The sequence below is a fragment of the Natranaerobius trueperi genome, from assembly GCF_002216005.1.
Taxonomy (GTDB): Bacteria; Bacillota; Natranaerobiia; order Natranaerobiales; family Natranaerobiaceae; genus Natranaerobius_A; species Natranaerobius_A trueperi.
The window spans coordinates 1-18,198 of record NZ_NIQC01000023.1; the positions used below are offsets into that span (position 1 = coordinate 1).

Here is an 18,198-nt window from a genome sequence, read left to right on the forward strand (position 1 = left end):
CCCTGAAAGAATATTACCCTGTTGCTCTTGAGCTGTTTTCTAAAATAACTCTACCTGTTTCTCTAGCTTTTTTAAGGAAATACCCCACTCCAAAACAGGCTCGAAAAGCTAGTAGAGATGAGATCTTTAAGTTTTTAAAAAAGCAAAAACATCCTAACCCTACGTCTAAAGCTAATGAGATCTTCACAAAGCTTCAAAAACCTAATTTAGAAGGGAACAGGGCCATTTGTTCTGCAAAGTCTAAGTTTTTATTTACTATCCTAGATCAGCTAGAGCCTTTATTAGAACATATTGATGAGTACGACAAGGAAATCGAGAAACTTTTTAAGTCTCACTTTGACAGTAAAATTTTCGACAGCATACCAGGTGCCGGTAAGCGAATTGCACCGATGCTGCTGGCAGAGTGGGGAGACGATCGCAGCCGTTATGCTGACGCCTCGGTGGTACAGGCCCTTGCGGGAACTTCACCAGTGCTCCATCAAAGTGGCAAAATGCGTATTGTAAAAAGGCGACACTCTTGTATTAAGCCTTTTCGAAACGCTTTACATCAGTTCGCTCTACAAACTACAAGGTGGATCCCCTGGGCCAAAGACTATTACTACAAAAAGCGCAAAGAAGGTAAACAGCATCATGAAGCTGTAAGGACTCTAGCTAATATTTGGGTTAGGATACTCTTTGCTATGTGGGTAAATAAAGAGCCCTACAACGAAAGCAAGTTCATAAAAGCTAGAGAAAAACACGCTGCTTAATTTAGTTTTTAAAAGAGCAAAATTTCAAATTTGGATTACTGTATTCTGGGTTTTCAAAATTTTACAGGGTTTTATCCTTTACATAGAGAATCTTTTAATAAATAATTACCTTCAATTCAACAATCCTAGCTGCCAGCTTATTTAAATAAATCGTGAAACCATATAAATATATTTCTATATGTGTTAAATTTTCCCTTTGTTTGTAAAAATTTTCTACCAATTTTTCTTCTCTTCAAATATTCCCTCACATTCATCTATATAAAAAAAGAGGGACTTATCCAGTGAAAGATTTCTTTCATTGAACAAGTCCTTCTTACTCCAATAATCCCTAAATCTTAAACTGCTCCAGCCCAAAGAAATGCATAAGCTTTAAATACTCTATTACCACCCGCTTAGCATCTTCCCTTCTCATAAACCACCCACTAGGCTCAAAGGTATCGTAAGGTGTGGGTGCAGATAAGACATTGTTTATCGTTCAACTTTCCTAGAGTTCAATCGCTCTGTCGGTTCTACTTCATCAATCCCGGCAGTTTTTAAGTTATATATTTAAATTTTTATATAGTTTTGTAACATAGGCAATTCTAACGGTATGTCCTTAATTGAGTTTTCTTTGTTTCTTTGTTATAATGATTTCAAAGATACAAAGATATTAGTAATATTTTAATAGATTCTGCATATACTACAAAGGAGGGAAGAACAATGAGTGCCATTTCTATGGAGCGTGATCAAATGGATCGTAAAATCATTAGTGTTTCTAAAAAACGCCAAATTACTATACCTTTAGAATTTTATAAGCATCTTGATCTTGATAATGAAGTAGAATGTACCCTTGAAGATGGAGCAATTGTAATCCGACCCCTAAATAGAGATTCTAGTGAGTTTTCAGTAGAAATTCTTAAAGACCTTGTTTCCCAAGGTTATTCCGGCGATGAACTAATACGACAATTTGAAGCACAGAACAAAAATATTCAAAAGGCTGTTACCAATATGCTAGAAGAAGCAGATGCTATTGCTGATGGTGAAAAAAAATCCGCTAGCTTCGAAGACATTTTTGGTTCGGAGAACTAATTATGTATGAGATACAATTCAGCCCAGCTGCTGAACGCTACTTTAAAAAACTAAAAGAAAAGCCTTTGAAGCAGGCTTATGAAAACGCTCTTCTCGATTTAAGAAAAGACCCTTATATTGGAAAGCCAAAGCGTGGCGATCTTGCCGGTATTTATGGTTATGATATAAAATACAAAGGTGTAGATTATGAAATTGCCTATATGATCCACGAAGTTAATGGTAAAAAATTAATTGTCCTTCTAGCTGGGACACGGGAAAACTTTTATGAACAACTAAAGCGATATATCAAATAGCTTGCATACCTTAGATAGCAAGGTTATACAAACCACCATTTATAACATACTATCAGGTATGAAATAACAATAATACTTACCAATTTCCAATATCATATACTATTGCAATGATAGGGAAACGATACTACTGGTGAAAGTTGCTTTGCGACTTTCACCAGTAGTATCGTTTCCTTTTTATTATTTGAATTCACATAAATTGTCAAAGCCTTTTCTGTCACAACCTACATCTTAAACTGCTCCAGCACAAAGAAATGCATAAGTTTTAGATACTCAGTAATCACCCGTTTAGCATCTTCCCTTCTCATAAACCACCCACTAGGCTCAAAGGTGTCATAAGGTGTGTATCTCTGAAAATGGTACTTAGAAGTAACCACCAGGATTGATTCAGTATCATGTTTATCTTCTGGTGTTGTCAGTTGTAACTACAACCCACCAAGTTTTGGAACAGTTTTTTATCGAGCCACTTTTGGTGCCATAATCAATATTCTCACTGGAAAATGATAAATGCTTATTCATGGAATATGTATATTAATGATTATAAATATTAAATCTTAATACTAGACTCATACTCCTGAGATATTTTATTTAATTCTCTATACACTATATTTGTAGATACTATTCATTCCTTGAGAAACAATATATTCTTCGACATAAGGGATAGCCAAGGTAATAAATTTTTCTTTAAGGCAATTTTTGCTTTGGGATGGTTGTCGGTTAGTATTTTTTGATTCAACAAAAATTATTTGTTCTTCATTTCTATTTGGATATAATATCAAGCCATCGAATTCGGCCTTTTTTCTTGTTAAATCTTTCTGATCCTTAACTACAATACTAGAACACACTGTCAAACCTAAGTCGTTATTATTATCACTGTCAAGTATTGATTTTATAACTTTTATTTCATGTATGTTATCTTGATGACTTTCTGGATAACTTGTCAATAAACGCTTTAAACTCTTTGATCGCTTCCTTTTACCTTGATCTAAAGTTACGCAAACATTCTTGTCAAGTCCTCCTTCTAATAAAATTTTATGCTCGTTAAATAGATAGTAAAGAAAAAACTTAGTTGTTAGTAACACTTGATCATGATAGGTGTTTTCTTGGTCACTAGTTTTTAAACGATTTAAGAAATTCAATATAACTCTAATTACTTTAAAGGCGACTTTTTGTTTTTGATTACATTTTGCTTTAATTGCTACAAGCATTATTATTCTCTCTTCACTCATGCTATAATACCAAGCTACTTTAACAAAATTGGTACTATTAAGTCTTTTTATTAATTGAATAATTTCGCTTTGTTTCTCATCCGAAAAAGAAAGTTTTAATATATTAGAAACTTCGAAATCATTTCGTTTAGAGTATTTTTTATTAAAGATTGCATAACTATCTTCTTTACCATTAATAAATTCTTGATAGCTTGAAGAGAACAGTTCTTTAGTCTTTTCGTGCTTCATAATGTTTCTTGTCATTCTTTGAACAATATCAAATTGAATAATCGCATTAGATTCTTCATTATAAACATTATCTTGAAGCAATTTATTCAGACCCTTAAAAAGATTGCTGATTTGCTTTTCTTCGTTATATCCAGATAATCGCTCCATTAATAATGTTTCTAGATATTTGTCATTATGTATGTCTATGTAAATAGGAACTGGAGCTATGGATAAATCATAGGTAACAAAGCTTACTTCTCTTATAATCACAAATAATTTAAATATATATTCTAATTTCTCAGAACCTGATCTTTCTTTTGTTAAATATTCGCTTAATATGTTGATCGCAAACTTAATAGTTAATTGATCTCTTCCAATTGACAACAATATAAGTAAAGAATTAAGCAGGTGAAACCTATAATAATTATTAGATTCAATAATTTGACGCGCTATATTCTTATGTAAGTCAAATTCAAAATTACAAAGAAATGACTCATAAAGTTTTTCATCACTCTTTATCGCATTTATAGCAGCTCTCGACGATGTGAAAGTATTTTTAAAATGTCCTATATTATAAATTAAAGCTAAAATTTGGAGAATATCAGCGATTGTAGGTACTTTTTTAAAATCACTATTTTTTATATCAAAAATACCATTCGTAAATTCTTTACATTTCACTTTATTCCCCAAAGAAAGCATTAATTCTGAATTCAATTTCTTTTTTACAAATAGATACATATATTGTTGCATCATTACATAATCATATCTAGTATATGAATCTTTTTTTCTTACTGTAATATTGCCAAGTAAAGGGGTATTATTAAGTTCTTCTATTAAACCTTCCTCTTTGAGTATACTAAAAAGATCTGTTGCTAATGGAAACAAGTTTATCTTGACTTTTTTAGACTTCCCAACATTTCGTATCCCCTTAAATATTTCTTCCTCAATAAACATGAGTTCCCTCCTATCCCTACATCTGAAACTGCTCCAGTACATAAAAATCATAAGCTTTAGATACTCAATAGCCACTCGTTTAGCATCTTCCTTTTCATATACCACCCACTAAGATCAAAGTATCATAAGGTGTGGGTGCAGATAAAAACTGAACATCCAAGTCATCTAATGTAAAGATTAAGCTATAGCTCTTTGAAATGTACTTATGAGTTCAACAGATAGTTCTCCTCCGTAACCAAAAAAATAATAATCTGGTACATTAATACTTATGTACCAGATTATTATACATCTCTATCTCTTCACCTTCCATCTCTTCTTTAACCTCTTCTAATTCCTCATTCACATCTAAAGCATCATACAGTAACCCTTGGTAGACTAGTATCTCTCCTTCAGCATCTAAACTTATTTCCTCTTTTTCTAGAAAATCTTGTGCCTTTTCATACTGTTCTAAAAGAACATAACCTTTAAATATAATACTATCAAACTCATCAGACTGGGAGTGATATTCTCTAAAAGTATCACGAAAGTCTATCAATTCCTCTAAATACTCATAAGCAGACTCCATATCATCATCTAAAAGTAAGTTCTCTCCCACATTCCTTAAAGCATTTGCATATGTAATATATGCTGATTCATTATATGGTTGAGCTTTACATGAATGCTTTAAGTGATCTAAACCCACATCAACATTTCCTACCCTAAGCATAAATTGACCATATGCCCTATTTATTTGTCCATCTTCTGGATTTAGTTCAATAGCTCTCTCTGCTGTATCTATAGCTCTATATATAAATTCTTCTTCACCAGTTTCTTGATAAACTGTTTCATATGCTCGAGCTAAGTCTATATAGACAGAAGCATTTAATGAATCTCTAGAAATAGCACTCTCATAAAGTTCCATTGCAGTTCCTATTTCACCCTGCTCCATAGCAGCTGAAGCTCTTTGTCCATCTTTATATCCTGAATAAACCATAGAAGAATATATTAACATTACAACAGTAACAACTAGCATCACATATGGAAAAACCTTATTAACGACCTCTAACTTACTATCACCTTCAAATAATCCTTGTGACTTTTTCTTATTTACTTTCTTTTTACTTTTAACCTCTTCTTCTACAGTTTTCTCCCCTATAGCCATCCTATAGTAAAATGTAACTAAACCGAAAATAGCCCATAGATAAACTGCTACTGCTCCTAAAGACAAGTTAAAATCAATCATACTATGGCCACCTAATGCTATAGCAGCAACAAAAAGTCCACTTGCATTATAGAAATCCTCTCGTCTCTTTTTCCATATAATAAATAACTGATAAGCTAAAGCTATCCAAATTCCACTAAATATCAACATCCCAGGTATCCCAGTTTCAACTCCTACCTGAAAGATATGACTATGAACTTCCGTTGCCCAGTAGTCACGTTCCATATATCTATGATAGAGGGGTTCCCAACCACCTCCACCAGCACCTAATACTGGCCTATCTTTTATCATATCCCAAGCTGTATCCATGAGTTCTCCTCTTGTTCCTAGTCCTGTTTCATCAAAATCAATTCTATCTATTCGTCTTTCTACTACATCTGGCATATAATCCATAGCTTGTTCATAGTTAGTAACACCATAGAAAGATACTCCTAGAATCATAACTGCTAATATTCCAATCAGTCCATATCTTACTGGCTTAATATTTAATTTCTCTATTCCACCTAAAAAGTAAGAAAACAGAAATGTTAAACCACCTGAAGCAATAGTTCCTATAACTACGTAATACCAACCTTCTGTTAAGTTATCTTCAATAGCTTCCCATAGCGGCATAGCAGTAACTAGAAAAAATACTCCCGGAATAGTTGCATATATAAAAGCATTTATAAATCTACGGAAGTTAAGTGCCCAAAATATTAAAAGTACTACAGGAAAAAACAGCCATGCTCCTCTAGACATAGTAAATACAAATGTAACTAACGTAAAATAACCTGCTCCTCCAAATATTGCTTTGATTATAGAATGCTTTTCTTCTAATACTCTAGATAAAGCTACAAAAGATCCAGCTGTTAAAAAAGCAGCAGTAGTATTAGGATATTGTAGACTAGAATAGATCCTGTTTCTAACCATTGCACCGGGAAACTCAAAAGAACCTAAGGCTGTTCCAATTCCGACAAATGAAACTCCTACTGCAGCAGCCACTAGTGCATATAACAACCATTTAACTGTATTATTAGTAGGAATCCTCGATACTATTAGATAAATAACAAAGTAATTAGATACCCTTAAAAATTCTAAAACTGCTTCTCTTGGGGTTACTGCTACAAAAGTACTTAATCCATAAACTAAACAAAATCCTAATAATATAAAATCCATAGGAGATTTTAATAAACTCTCGTTTCTTTTAATTAAATTATATGCTAAAAAACATCCAAAAAATAGAAAGCTTACTACATGATAAAAAAGCATATCCATATCAAAAAATAATCCCCGATAGAATGGGGGATATATTATTAGTATTAAAGTAGCTATAAGTAATATATATAATACCATGTTGTTATTAAATAATGATTTTTTATTAGTTTTCATTTTAATCACCTACTCTGAAGTAATTACTTTATAAGAAGAATATATTAAGATTCCTGATGCTACTATTAAACCAAATGTAATCAAAAGAGGTGAAGAATTAAAATTAACTATACTCATATGTAACAGTAACCCCATAATTGCAAATAAGACCATTCCTATAAAACTATACTTAACCTTTTCTATTAATTCCAACTAAACACCTCCCCTACCCTTCTTTATCATTTTCTCTAAATGCTTCACAACATATCTATTTACTTTTCATTAAGATTATTATAGAAGGGTAAACTATAGTTCTATCTACTCTCTTAAAATACTTCAAATAGTGATAGATGCATTACCATAAACTTTTAATAATCCCTATAACTCTCTCTAAATCCTCATCTGTCATCTTAGTATCAGAAGGAAGACAAACACCATTTTTAAATAACTCATCTGATACACCTTCACCAATAAAGTCATATTCTTTATAATAAGGTTGTAAGTGCATTGGTTTCCATAAAGGTCGTGCCTCTATACTTTCTTCTTCTAAAGCTTCTATAACATCTAATGGTCTTACTTCACCAGTAAGTAGCATACAACTTAACCAATAGTTAGGAGTATTCCACTCATTAATAGGCATGAACTGAACACCAGGTAAATCACTCAGTTCTTTTTTATAATACTCAAATATGTACTTTTTCTTTTCTACTCTCTTATCTAATACTTTTAGTTGTCCTCTACCAATACCAGCTAAGACATTACTCAACCGGTAATTATACCCCAGTTCACTATGTTCATAATGCCTTGCCTTATCCCTAGCTTGACTAGCCCAGAATCTTGCTTTTTCAATTCTCTCCTCTTTATTAGATACTAGCATTCCTCCACCTGAAGTGGTAATAATTTTATTTCCATTAAAAGAATACACTCCATAATCACCTAATGTACCCGTATGCTTGTCCTTGTAATAAGATCCTAAAGATTCTGCTGCATCTTCTATCACAGATACATTATACTTATTACAGATCTCTAAAATTCTATCCATATCAGCAGACAATCCATATAAATGAACCACAATTACTGCTTTTGGAGTATATTTTTCAAAAGCTTCTTCTAAAACTTCAGGAAACATATTCCAAGTTTTATAATCACTATCAATAAATACAGGTGTGGCGTTTTGATAAATGACCGGGTTTACCGAAGCTGCAAAGGTAAGGGACTGGCAGAAGACTATATCACCTACACCTACACCGTCAGCTTTCAGAGCCAGGTGCATTGCACTAGTGCCAGAAGAAAGAGCTAGTGCAGCTTGTGAGTCTATCTTGTCACAAAACTCCTGTTCAAATTTATTGACATTATTGCCCAAAGGAGCAATCCAATTAGTGTCAAATGCTTCTTGGACATATTGCATTTCATAACCTTCATCACTCATGTGGGGTGATGAAAGGTGAATTTTTTGATGTGGCAATTTCGGGCCTCCTTAAATTCACACGTTTTCATCAGCAAATTTTTGAATTAATTTTCTTTTACCTTCTCTATAAGCTAATTGCCATACTCGTTTATTCCAATTATCGTTCCCTTCAATTAATAAAGGACCATTAGGTGAAATCGCCACGTCCCATCCAACAGTTCTAACTTCAGGAATAATCATGGCTGCTTCTTTAACTAGTTTTATTACATTTTCCCATTCAGGTATTTCAAAACCTGTTATCCCTTCATCTGATACTGGGTGGAATGAAAAGGTACGGTCTTTAATTAACTCTTTAGAAATTGCAGGTTTATATACTTGTCCAGTTTTTAAATCTATGGGAGCAGCTATACCTCCAGCTGATAAATTATCAATAACATCTTCTAGACCTAATCTTAGTATAGCTCCAATTATTTTTACATTATCATAAGAAGAGTCTTCAGACTGTTCAACAAAGGTAATTACACGAATTGTATTAACGCAATTTGGACTTAGTCTATTTAATTCTGAATGTTGTTCTATCTGTTCTTCAAGCAAAGTAAAATTATTTTTATATAAATATTCATAAAGGGCTTCACAATTTTCATAATTGTTGATGTTTACTCTAATTACATCTTTTCCAGATTGACCGAAAGGTCTCTTAGCAAAAAAAACACTATAGTTCTTAGTCCAATTTTCTATGTCATTTATAATATTATTATTCGAAATTGATAAATAATCTCTCCCTATATAATTTTTAAACTCTTGATAAAATAATTGCTTATCGCGAAAGTATTTTCTATATTCTTTATCATTAAAATGAGATTGAAATTCATACATATCTCCTGTACAAATATACTCCTTTTTTTCCTTATTGGATAATTGGAAAAAAGTAAAGTCAAAATAATCTTCAAAACTAGCTTTATGTACAATAGCTGATACTAACATATCAAATACTAGCCAAATATAACTTACATTATAACTTCTCTTTGTTTCTTTAAATTTCTCCCATAATTGGCTATAAGGGGAATTTAGAATAAAATATCCTAAATAAATAAATCCTTTAATACTACTAATTACCACATTCTCACCCCTAGTTATTTACTAATGAAATTTTATAGGTTTCGCCGGTACACCTACAGCAGTACACTTTTCTTGGATATCATCAACAACTACTGCTCCTGCACCAATAATAGATTTATCGCCTATTTTTATATTTTGTATAATAGACGCATTAATTCCTATATCAACACTACTACCTATTGTTGTTCCACCAGCTATGTTAACTCCTGGTGAAATATGACTATGTAAATCCACAAGTGAATCATGGCTTATTGTTGAATTTAAGCCTATTATTACATTATCTTTAATTTTTACATCTGGATGAATGGCAGTTCCTGAATTAATAATAACGCCATTACCTAAACAGGCATAGTTAGATATACAAGTATTTGGATGTACAGCATTAGCAAACGTATAACCCTTATTTAAAAAATTTTCATATATTGTTTTTCTAATATAAGGTTTGCCTATGGTAATAATCAATTTCACTTCATTTTCATCAAACTGTTCTATTTTATCTAAATTACCAATGACAGGAATGTCCAAAAGCTTACTTTCATGTAAATTAGAATCATCATCTACTATTCCGATAATTTTTTCATTATTCATTTTAACAATGTCAATTACAGCTTTACAGTGATTGCCTGCCCCTATTAAAATTAAAGACATAAATATCATTCCAATCTACATATTTTGTTGATTATGATTTTTTCCTATAAATTCAGGCATAGTAGCATGACCTTCAGCACTAATTCCTTCTCTTTTTAAAACCTTTATAACTGTTATAAATAATATTTTAAAATCTAACCAGAATGATCTATTATCCACATACCAAACATCTAATTCAAACTTTTCTTCCCAAGAAAGCTGATTCCTTCCATTTATTTGTGCCCATCCAGTAATTCCAGGTTTAACTTCATGTCTCCTAAATTGCCTTTCATTATATCGTTCCAAATATTTCATTCTCAAAGGTCTTGGACCAACTAAACTCATTTCACCTTTTATAACATTTATTATTTCAGGTAATTCATCTAAACTGTATTTTCTAAGAGTCTGTCCAAAATTGGTCAAGCGTTGTTCATCTGGTAATAAATTGCCTTGGTTGTCTTTTTCATCAGTCATAGTTCGAAACTTATAAATATAGAATGGTTGTCCATTAACACCCGGTCGCTTTTGTTTAAATAATATAGGTGTGCCTAGTTTAAAATATACTAGTATAGCAATTATTAATAAAATTGGGGAAGAAATTATTATAAAAATACTGCTTATAAATATATCAAAAATTCTTTTCATATTAAACTGCTCCTTTATTGTATACTATCAGTAATTGTTTCTTTCAAGCACTTCTTTTAGCACTTTTTCAGCTTCTGAAGCAAGTTTATCCCGATTAAAACAGATCTGGGCTAAATTAAAACTATTTTCACCCATACATTTTGATAAATTATCATCACATAATTTTAAAATACAATTTTCTAATTTTTCAATATTACCATTTGCAAAGTAGAGTCCAGCATTATTTTCTTCAACTAAATTTTTAATCCATCCATCCATATTAGTTATAACTGGTTTAGCAGCAGCTAGACTATCAAAAAACTTATTAGGGGAATTGGTATTAAGTATAGGGATATCTTCAAATATAACAAAAGCTGCATTAGAAATACTATATAATTTTGCTACCTCTGATTTGCTTATTCTGCCAGTGAAAGTTACATTGTCTAAATTATATTTTTCATTCAGTTCTTCCAGTTCCTTTAACATTTTCCCTTCACCAGCAAGAATAAAGTGTAAATCTTTATTTTGTTTTTTTAAGTTATGAGCAGCATTTAATATTATATCTACTCCATTTGCTATATTGATTGCCCCTGCATAAATAAATATATTGTCAGACTTAATACCATATTTTTGTTTCAAAGCTTCTTTGTTAGCATCCACATTATTAAAGTACTCTATATCACTTGAATTAGGAATTACTGTCACTTTATCTTTCTCTACATCTTGTTTATATACACCTTCAGCCATGCCTGGAGATAGTGCAATAATATGCGAAGCATCATTATAAGTCTTTCTTTCTAATTTCCTTAAAATTTTTATTAAAAACTTATTTTTAATAGCACCCATCTGTATAGGTGCTTCAGGCCATAAATCTCTTACTTCAAACACAAATGGTACATTATAGAACTTACTCAATATTAATGCAGGGATACAAACTGTCAATGGAGTAGATGTTGCATAGATAATATCAGGTTTTTCTAGCCTCATTCCTTTAATAGTTGCTAAAATTGCATAAATCATAAAAGAAACAATTCTTTTTTTATAACTCATTTTACTAGAATAACCAGCTCCTACAAAATGAACATCTATTCCATCTATATTGACATTTTTTTTATTATAATGATCAAATACATTTGTGGGGCCAGAAATCATATCAACACTATGTCCATTTTTAACAAAGCGTCTTGAAAACTCATATGATCTAATAGCTCCACCTAGTTCAGGTATTCTGAAATATTGATGCAAATACATTATTTTCAAGTTACCACCTCAATATAAATTATCGACGTCTATAATAATTACGCAATCTAATTTTACTCTAGCTTTCATTTAAAATATTGCTATATAACTCTTTTAGTTTTTCAAATTCATTCTCCCAGTTCAACTCTTCTAATACTGCTTTACGTCCATTAACCCCCATTTGTTTGGCTTCTTCAGGATTATTCATTAAATATTCTATGGCTGCCTTTTGATCTTGATCATCTTCTGGATCTACTGCTATACCACAATTATAGCTTTCAACAAAATCCTTCCAAACTTTAAAATTAGAGCAAATAATAGGGATTTCATGGAGCATATATTCAAAAAACTTAGTTAGTTCTTTTTTATAATAATGTTCCGTCCAAGGAAAAATGGCTACTCCTGCAAGCCAATTATTATTGTTATATATTTTGTCCATTTCATCTCTAGGGACATAGTGTCCAACTCCATTTATTTCAATTCCAATTTCACTACGTTCATATATTTTTTTAGCAATAGTCTCCGAACAATACCCAACAAAGTAAACACCGACTCTGGAATTAAGATATTTAGGTATTTTAGCGTGATATAAAGCCCCTCTAGCTTCTGTTACATTACCAGTATAAATTAACCAGTTACTTCTTTCTTTTTTTTGTTTATTTGTTCTAATTTTTTCGTTATCATTCACTATAGGGTAGTTTAATACTGTCTTGCTTTTAGGGAATTTTTCTTTATAGTATTTCTCCGCTAAAACTAGATGACAGCTTTTAGTCAGTATCTTTTCAATTCTTTTGTATATTTTAGCTAATAGCAATCTTAAAGGTTTACTCAAATACTTTTTTTGTTTAATACTAGTTTCATAATCTTCATGAACATCAAAAACAACTTGTCCATTATTCTTTTTTAGAAGGGTACTTATTGTTAAAATTTCAGGATCATGTAGATGATAAATATCTCCATCTATTTTTTTTGCAATTTTATATGCTTCCCAAACTGTAAAAATAACTCTATAAAACCTATTTTTTGGTACATTTAGCTTCCATATATATAAATTATCAGGCAAGTTAATATTTTGTAAATCTTGGTGGCTCTGAACAATCAAATGTACTTCATAGCCTTCATTTGCTAACGAAAAACATTGTTTGTATAATATTCTTGTATCTAATGGATGATGAACTGTTGAAATATGTATAATTTTTAACGGTTTAGTCAATATCATTCAACCTTTCAATAACTATATTATAATGATTTATATAACAAAAAGTCTCAAACTAAAATGTATTAATTTTATAAATTTACAGCTTCCATTTTAAATTTAATCCTTTTAATACTTTCCCTAAAAATATCCAGAATCTAAAGCTAGTCAAATAAGAATTACTCACCAAATGAACAAAGCCATAACCGAGCCATATTAAACACATATTTGCAATATAAGGGTTTTTGTTAAATATTGTTTTAATAATCGCAAGAACTACAGCCACAATAATTAATATTCCTATAATTAAGCCAAAATGGGAAAGAATTTCAATAAAAAAGTTATAGACATATCCACCTCTATAGGTCACATCACCTGTTAAACCTATTCCTGTAATTGGATGATTTAAAGCTTCTCCTAAAACATCCATATAAATATTATCTCTTCCAATCATTTCAATGCCATCTCGCAAAAAATACCTTATAGTTCTACTTCTTATATCAAATTCAACAGGAGTTCGTATACAAATTTAGGTATTCTTCTTAAATTAAGAAAACCAATATAATTGAAAATATCATAAAAGAAGAAATCAGTACGTTTTTATAATTAAATTTTTGCTGTGTGTGTATAAACCTAAGTACACCAAATACCCCGATACACAAAACAGGACCTATAGCCTCTAGTAACAGGATTATTAATAACGCTGATGAAAATAGTATCAAAGATTTCAAGTTAAATTTATTGGGTAATTGCAATATTAAATTGCAGAAGAGAGAGTGTAACATAAAAAGCATTTTCTAATAACACATTAAAATTTTCAAAAAATAACTTTATAAATTGATAAATCATTCCCATGTTTATTAAGCACTATTGGATACCCACCTCATTATTTAGGATCTATAGAGTATGTTCTCTTAAAAGTTAATCGATCAGTAATATATTAAGTATATCAGGTTCTGTTTTTGGCACTTATAATCAGGATATTCCCTTTACTAAAAACTTGCATAACTTTTTTGGACGTGCACTTAACTTATACTAATTTGATTATAAAGTGTTTTAGTTAATAGCGTGACTCTAATTATGTATCTCGGATTTTTACTCAGTAATCAGCCACATTCAATAGCTTTTTGTAAAGTTCAATATGCTTTTTTGCATTATTTTCCCATGTTAAATTCTTAATATCCATTTTAGCTACTTCACCCATATGACATATACTTTCTTGATTATTATAAGCAAACTCAATCCTTTTTCGCAAATCTTTAACAGATTTAGGTTCTACTAGAAAGCCATTAACTCCATCTTTAACAACTCCATCAATACCTTCCCCTTTGCATGCTATAACTGGCTTTCCATTTGCCATAGCTTCTAGATATACTACTCCTAACCCTTCTTCCCAGCTAGGTAGAACAAATAAATCACATAATCCCATATATTGCATAACTGTATTATGTTCTTTTCTTCCCAAAAATTTCACCTTAGTTTCTATACCTAAATTTACAGCAAGTTCTTTCAGATAGTTCTCTTCAGGTCCTTCACCAATAATGATTAAGTTAATATTATGATTTTTCAACCCTTGGATTGCTTTTAATGTTAAATCATGTCCTTTTGATTTCTTCAAATTCCCTACAGAAAGTAGAAAAAATTCTTCATTCCTATATAAATTAGATTTTTCTTGTAAATTAATAGCTAATTTCTCTTTGCTAAATCCATTAATTATTGTACATATTTTTTTATGATCATTATAAATTGATAAGCCAATCTTTTTAAGCTTATCGCTTACAGTAACTACACGGTCACTATATTTCAATACCTCCTGTATACTTCTTTTAACCTTATTGTTTTTATAAATTGATTGTTGGAAATCAGCTCCATGAATTGTTGTAATAAGTGGGGTTTTATATATTTGCTTAAGCAAAATACCCGCATATCCATCAGGTAAAGCTACATGAGCATGAATTATATCAAACTCAAAACCTTCTTTATAAATTTTCTCAACTAGTTTTTTTATTGAAAAGTAATATAGCCACCCACTGTATTCAAATAGCCAATTTCTAGGTAAAGTAATTTTTCTTGGATAAAATACTTCAATGTCATTTTCTTTTTTATAATATTCTATTTGAGAAATTCTACGCCATTTTTTTTTAAAATATCGCACAGGTAAGGGAGCCCATGATTTAGGACTTATTACTTTAACCTCGCATCCTTGTTTAACTAATTCCTTTACTTGTTCTTCCACAAAAACCCCATAAACTGGGTTTATACTATTTGGATACATATGAGACAATACCAATACTTTCATGATAAGTTCCTACCTTTATTTATGATTTAAATATCAATAGCCTCTTTTATATAATTAAAAGCTTTAGCTCTTTCAGTGTCTAAAATTGACTTCACATGGCTAAAATCTACTTCTAATACATCCCTTTTATTAATGTTACTATTCCATTTCCTATTCTCAAATTTAAATTTTTTCAATAAGTTTTCTAATCTTGAAAACATTGTAGGATCAACTCCTTTTCTTTCAACAGAAAAAAAGGGCGTTTGCATAATAATTGAAAAGACAGTACCATGAAAAGAATCTGTAAAAACTAAACTTGCCGAATTTATAAGATCAACAAATTCACTAGGATCTGATGTATAAATTTCTTTATTAGATATATCCATCAAATCTATTACTTCCAATTTATTTGTTTTTGCTATTTCTTGGACCTTCCTTTTATTTTGATCCGATATATCTCCCAAAAAATAAGTTAAAATGTAATTATTTTCTGGTTTAGCAACATGAGGCTTTGCTATTGACAACCAATCTTTTTTTGTGAGCATCATAGTTGGATCCACAAGGACTGGGACATCGTAACCCGTCAAATTTTTAACAATTTTTGCCCCTGCTTCTTCTCTAACCGCTATCCTATACATCCCATTTAACCATTTTCTGTAAAGCCCTCTATATTCATCGGGGATCTCAGAAATACCAAAACTAGCTGCAAATGCAATTCTTTTACGTTTTTCAGAAAAAGTCAAGAAATAATAAGAAGTCCCTTTTAGATTGTAAGGATTCCATACTTGGTCGCTACCTGTAATAAAAAAATCGTAGCTATCAGATAAATTATCAGGTAAATAGTCGCTAGAAATTTTATAATCTGTTTCATTTATGTATTTTCTCGTGAAATTAACAAATATTTTCCTTCTTTCTTCAACAATTTCTTTGTTTAAATATCTATTAATTTTACTTCTAAATTTTTTATTCAATTTACCGGGAGTAAAGATATTACTTAATCTTTGAGTAAATTTGACTGAATCATTTTTCTTTCTATCAACTAGGATAGTCTCCACTTGGAACCCTAAACTCCTTAACACCTCTTGGGTAGCGTAATTTTGTAGTCTGTTACCATAATTTTTATAACCATTTAATGTTAGAATACCAACTTTACTACTTTTAGTAACCAATTTAATACCTCCAAAGGTGGTCAAGATTTTTTAATAATTATAAAATTGTAATACAACATTTCAATTTAATCTCCAAATTTTTCTAAAGCTTTTTGCATTGTTGTAATTTCTATACCTCTGTCTTGACATTCCTGTATTATATACTCAACCCTATCAGCTAAGTCTACGTCTTTATTTGGATGGGCATAAAAAATTAGCAGTCCTTTAACTTCTTCAACTTTATCTAATTTTTCATCAATCCAATCATGGTCTTTATAATCCAAAGACGGAGCACTAATATCATAAGTTCTAAAATAATTATTATCTTCTAAAGTATAATAATCGCTAAAGTGAACATTTTTTTGTAATGGGTCATCAGCATCCACTCCAGTTCCTCTTGCAGAATTATAATATTTTGTTGATGCTTTTCTGGCATAACTATCATTGTCACCATAAGGATAACCATGGTTCTTTACATTTAACCCCATACTTTTAAGGTCCTCCATATTGCCATAAGTTTCATCCTTATGGGTCTCAGGTGAAAGCCTAACAACAGCTTCTTTTGTATAACTTTTTTCTATTCCATTTTTCACTTCAATATATTCTTCATTTTCTTTATCAAAACCTTTAGCTATTATTATTTCTTCTTTCTCATTTTCTTTAATAACCATTTCTACATTTGAGTCTTTATCTTGTCTGTAAAAATTTTGATATGGTTGATCTATATAAATTTTTGTATCTCCAAAACTTGTTGGTTGATTTAAAATTTTCCCACTTAAATTCATATGATGCCTAGTATGACATATAAATTCCCATCCGAATTTTTGCATCTCAAGCATTTGTTCTAATGTCATAAATTCCAACTCTTTTCCTATTACTCTATCGTAGACAGTTCCCATTGCTCCTGTTCCAACAGCAGATACTCCTGGCACGTCATATTTTTTATGAACAGGGAAAATATCAGTATAATCCTCAAGATATCCATCGTCATATGTTAATACCAACGTAGGTTGAGGAGCACTATTTGTCATAGTTATTGTTACAGTACTGGTCTTTCCATCCCAATGAACTGATCCACCAAAAGCCTGAGCAGCAAATTGTAGTGGCACATAGGTTCGCCCAGCTTTTGCAGGTACTTCTAGCTCTTCTGTTTCTCCACTAATAATTGCTTTTGTACTACCTAATGGAATATCAACCCTAAAACCATCAATTACACCAGAAGCAGTTTGTGTCTCTGGATCCCATTCCATGTCTGCTCCAAGTCCTTCAAAAACTGACCGTGCAGGTAGCAAAGTTCTCCCTTCTATCATTCTCGCTTGATCATCAGGCTGAATCTCTTCCCCATCTATTATTACTGTGATGTTTGTTGTTTCCTCTGCCAATACACCTGAACTAATCATATATATTACCATTAAGGAAAAAAACATAATTTTTTTCACTTATAACACCTCCAATATCTTTAGTTTATATATTATTTTATATATTTCCTGAATTTGCCTTATAATTATTATAACT

At 31.0% G+C, this 18,198-nt stretch carries 16 protein-coding genes; 3 read left to right on the forward strand and 13 right to left on the reverse strand.

Annotated elements, in window-relative coordinates:
* The 3 genes from CDO51_RS09545 to CDO51_RS09555 all read left to right on the forward strand — a co-directional run.
* Positions 1-749, forward strand: a 749-nt coding sequence (locus CDO51_RS09545) for a transposase (protein ID WP_143824714.1), incomplete at its 5' end; no start/stop codon positions are given.
* Positions 750-1,448: 699 nt separating this feature from the next.
* Complete coding sequence (locus tag CDO51_RS09550) at positions 1,449-1,817, forward strand: AbrB/MazE/SpoVT family DNA-binding domain-containing protein (protein ID WP_089024046.1); 369 nt, start codon at positions 1,449-1,451, stop codon at positions 1,815-1,817.
* 2 nt (positions 1,818-1,819) lie between these two features.
* Positions 1,820-2,110: a type II toxin-antitoxin system RelE/ParE family toxin gene (locus CDO51_RS09555; RefSeq protein WP_089024047.1), complete on the forward strand. Its 291-nt coding sequence runs from the start codon at positions 1,820-1,822 to the stop codon at positions 2,108-2,110.
* Between the two features lie 593 nt (positions 2,111-2,703).
* On the opposite strand, the gene CDO51_RS09560 is transcribed toward CDO51_RS09555, so the two are convergent.
* The 13 genes from CDO51_RS09560 to CDO51_RS09620 all read right to left on the reverse strand — a co-directional run bounded on the left by CDO51_RS09560 (position 2,704) and on the right by CDO51_RS09620 (position 18,122).
* A complete protein-coding gene (locus CDO51_RS09560) occupies positions 2,704-4,497 on the reverse strand; it encodes a hypothetical protein (protein ID WP_089024048.1) in 1,794 nt (597 codons plus the stop codon).
* Between the two features lie 259 nt (positions 4,498-4,756).
* The gene (locus CDO51_RS09565; protein WP_089024049.1) at positions 4,757-7,066 is read right to left on the reverse strand and encodes an O-antigen ligase family protein; all 2,310 of its coding nucleotides are present in this window, start codon (positions 7,064-7,066) and stop codon (positions 4,757-4,759) included.
* A gap of 9 nt (positions 7,067-7,075) precedes the next feature.
* Entirely contained in the window at positions 7,076-7,258 is a 183-nt protein-coding gene (locus tag CDO51_RS09570) for a hypothetical protein (protein WP_089024050.1), read from the reverse strand.
* A gap of 142 nt (positions 7,259-7,400) precedes the next feature.
* Positions 7,401-8,474: a DegT/DnrJ/EryC1/StrS family aminotransferase gene (locus CDO51_RS09575; RefSeq protein WP_089024084.1), complete on the reverse strand. Its 1,074-nt coding sequence runs from the start codon at positions 8,472-8,474 to the stop codon at positions 7,401-7,403.
* 54 nt (positions 8,475-8,528) lie between these two features.
* Positions 8,529-9,572 (reverse strand): sugar-transfer associated ATP-grasp domain-containing protein, encoded by a 1,044-nt coding sequence (locus CDO51_RS09580; protein ID WP_089024051.1) that lies wholly within the window; start codon positions 9,570-9,572, stop codon positions 8,529-8,531.
* A gap of 21 nt (positions 9,573-9,593) precedes the next feature.
* Positions 9,594-10,229, reverse strand: coding sequence for an acetyltransferase (locus tag CDO51_RS09585; RefSeq protein ID WP_089024052.1), 636 nt, complete (start codon positions 10,227-10,229; stop codon positions 9,594-9,596).
* 6 nt (positions 10,230-10,235) lie between these two features.
* Complete coding sequence (locus CDO51_RS09590; protein ID WP_089024053.1) at positions 10,236-10,844, reverse strand: sugar transferase; 609 nt, start codon at positions 10,842-10,844, stop codon at positions 10,236-10,238.
* A 27-nt stretch (positions 10,845-10,871) separates the two neighbouring features.
* Positions 10,872-12,074 carry a glycosyltransferase family 4 protein gene (locus CDO51_RS09595; protein ID WP_089024054.1) on the reverse strand — a complete coding sequence of 401 codons (1,203 nt, stop codon included), beginning with the start codon at positions 12,072-12,074 and terminating at the stop codon, positions 10,872-10,874.
* A gap of 67 nt (positions 12,075-12,141) precedes the next feature.
* Positions 12,142-13,275 carry a glycosyltransferase gene (locus tag CDO51_RS09600; protein ID WP_205842201.1) on the reverse strand — a complete coding sequence of 378 codons (1,134 nt, stop codon included), beginning with the start codon at positions 13,273-13,275 and terminating at the stop codon, positions 12,142-12,144.
* 82 nt (positions 13,276-13,357) lie between these two features.
* Positions 13,358-13,711, reverse strand: a complete 354-nt coding sequence (locus CDO51_RS09605; protein WP_089024056.1) for a hypothetical protein — start codon at positions 13,709-13,711, stop codon at positions 13,358-13,360.
* Positions 13,712-14,356: 645 nt separating this feature from the next.
* Positions 14,357-15,556 (reverse strand): glycosyltransferase, encoded by a 1,200-nt coding sequence (locus tag CDO51_RS09610; protein ID WP_089024057.1) that lies wholly within the window; start codon positions 15,554-15,556, stop codon positions 14,357-14,359.
* A gap of 26 nt (positions 15,557-15,582) precedes the next feature.
* The gene (locus tag CDO51_RS09615) at positions 15,583-16,704 is read right to left on the reverse strand and encodes a polysaccharide pyruvyl transferase family protein (protein WP_089024058.1); all 1,122 of its coding nucleotides are present in this window, start codon (positions 16,702-16,704) and stop codon (positions 15,583-15,585) included.
* Between the two features lie 65 nt (positions 16,705-16,769).
* Complete coding sequence (locus tag CDO51_RS09620) at positions 16,770-18,122, reverse strand: stalk domain-containing protein (RefSeq protein ID WP_089024059.1); 1,353 nt, start codon at positions 18,120-18,122, stop codon at positions 16,770-16,772.
* Positions 18,123-18,198: the final 76 nt, after the last annotated feature.

Coding starts and splice junctions, on each gene's coding strand:
- CDO51_RS09550 (WP_089024046.1), top strand. CDS start 1,449: ATGAGTGCCATTTCTATGGAGCGTGATCAAATGGATCGTAAAATCATT.
- CDO51_RS09555 (WP_089024047.1), top strand. CDS start 1,820: ATGTATGAGATACAATTCAGCCCAGCTGCTGAACGCTACTTTAAAAAA.
- CDO51_RS09560 (WP_089024048.1), bottom strand. CDS start 4,497: ATGTTTATTGAGGAAGAAATATTTAAGGGGATACGAAATGTTGGGAAG.
- CDO51_RS09565 (WP_089024049.1), bottom strand. CDS start 7,066: ATGAAAACTAATAAAAAATCATTATTTAATAACAACATGGTATTATAT.
- CDO51_RS09575 (WP_089024084.1), bottom strand. CDS start 8,474: ATGAGTGATGAAGGTTATGAAATGCAATATGTCCAAGAAGCATTTGAC.
- CDO51_RS09585 (WP_089024052.1), bottom strand. CDS start 10,229: ATGATATTTATGTCTTTAATTTTAATAGGGGCAGGCAATCACTGTAAA.
- CDO51_RS09590 (WP_089024053.1), bottom strand. CDS start 10,844: ATGAAAAGAATTTTTGATATATTTATAAGCAGTATTTTTATAATAATT.
- CDO51_RS09595 (WP_089024054.1), bottom strand. CDS start 12,074: ATGTATTTGCATCAATATTTCAGAATACCTGAACTAGGTGGAGCTATT.
- CDO51_RS09605 (WP_089024056.1), bottom strand. CDS start 13,711: ATGATTGGAAGAGATAATATTTATATGGATGTTTTAGGAGAAGCTTTA.
- CDO51_RS09610 (WP_089024057.1), bottom strand. CDS start 15,556: ATGAAAGTATTGGTATTGTCTCATATGTATCCAAATAGTATAAACCCA.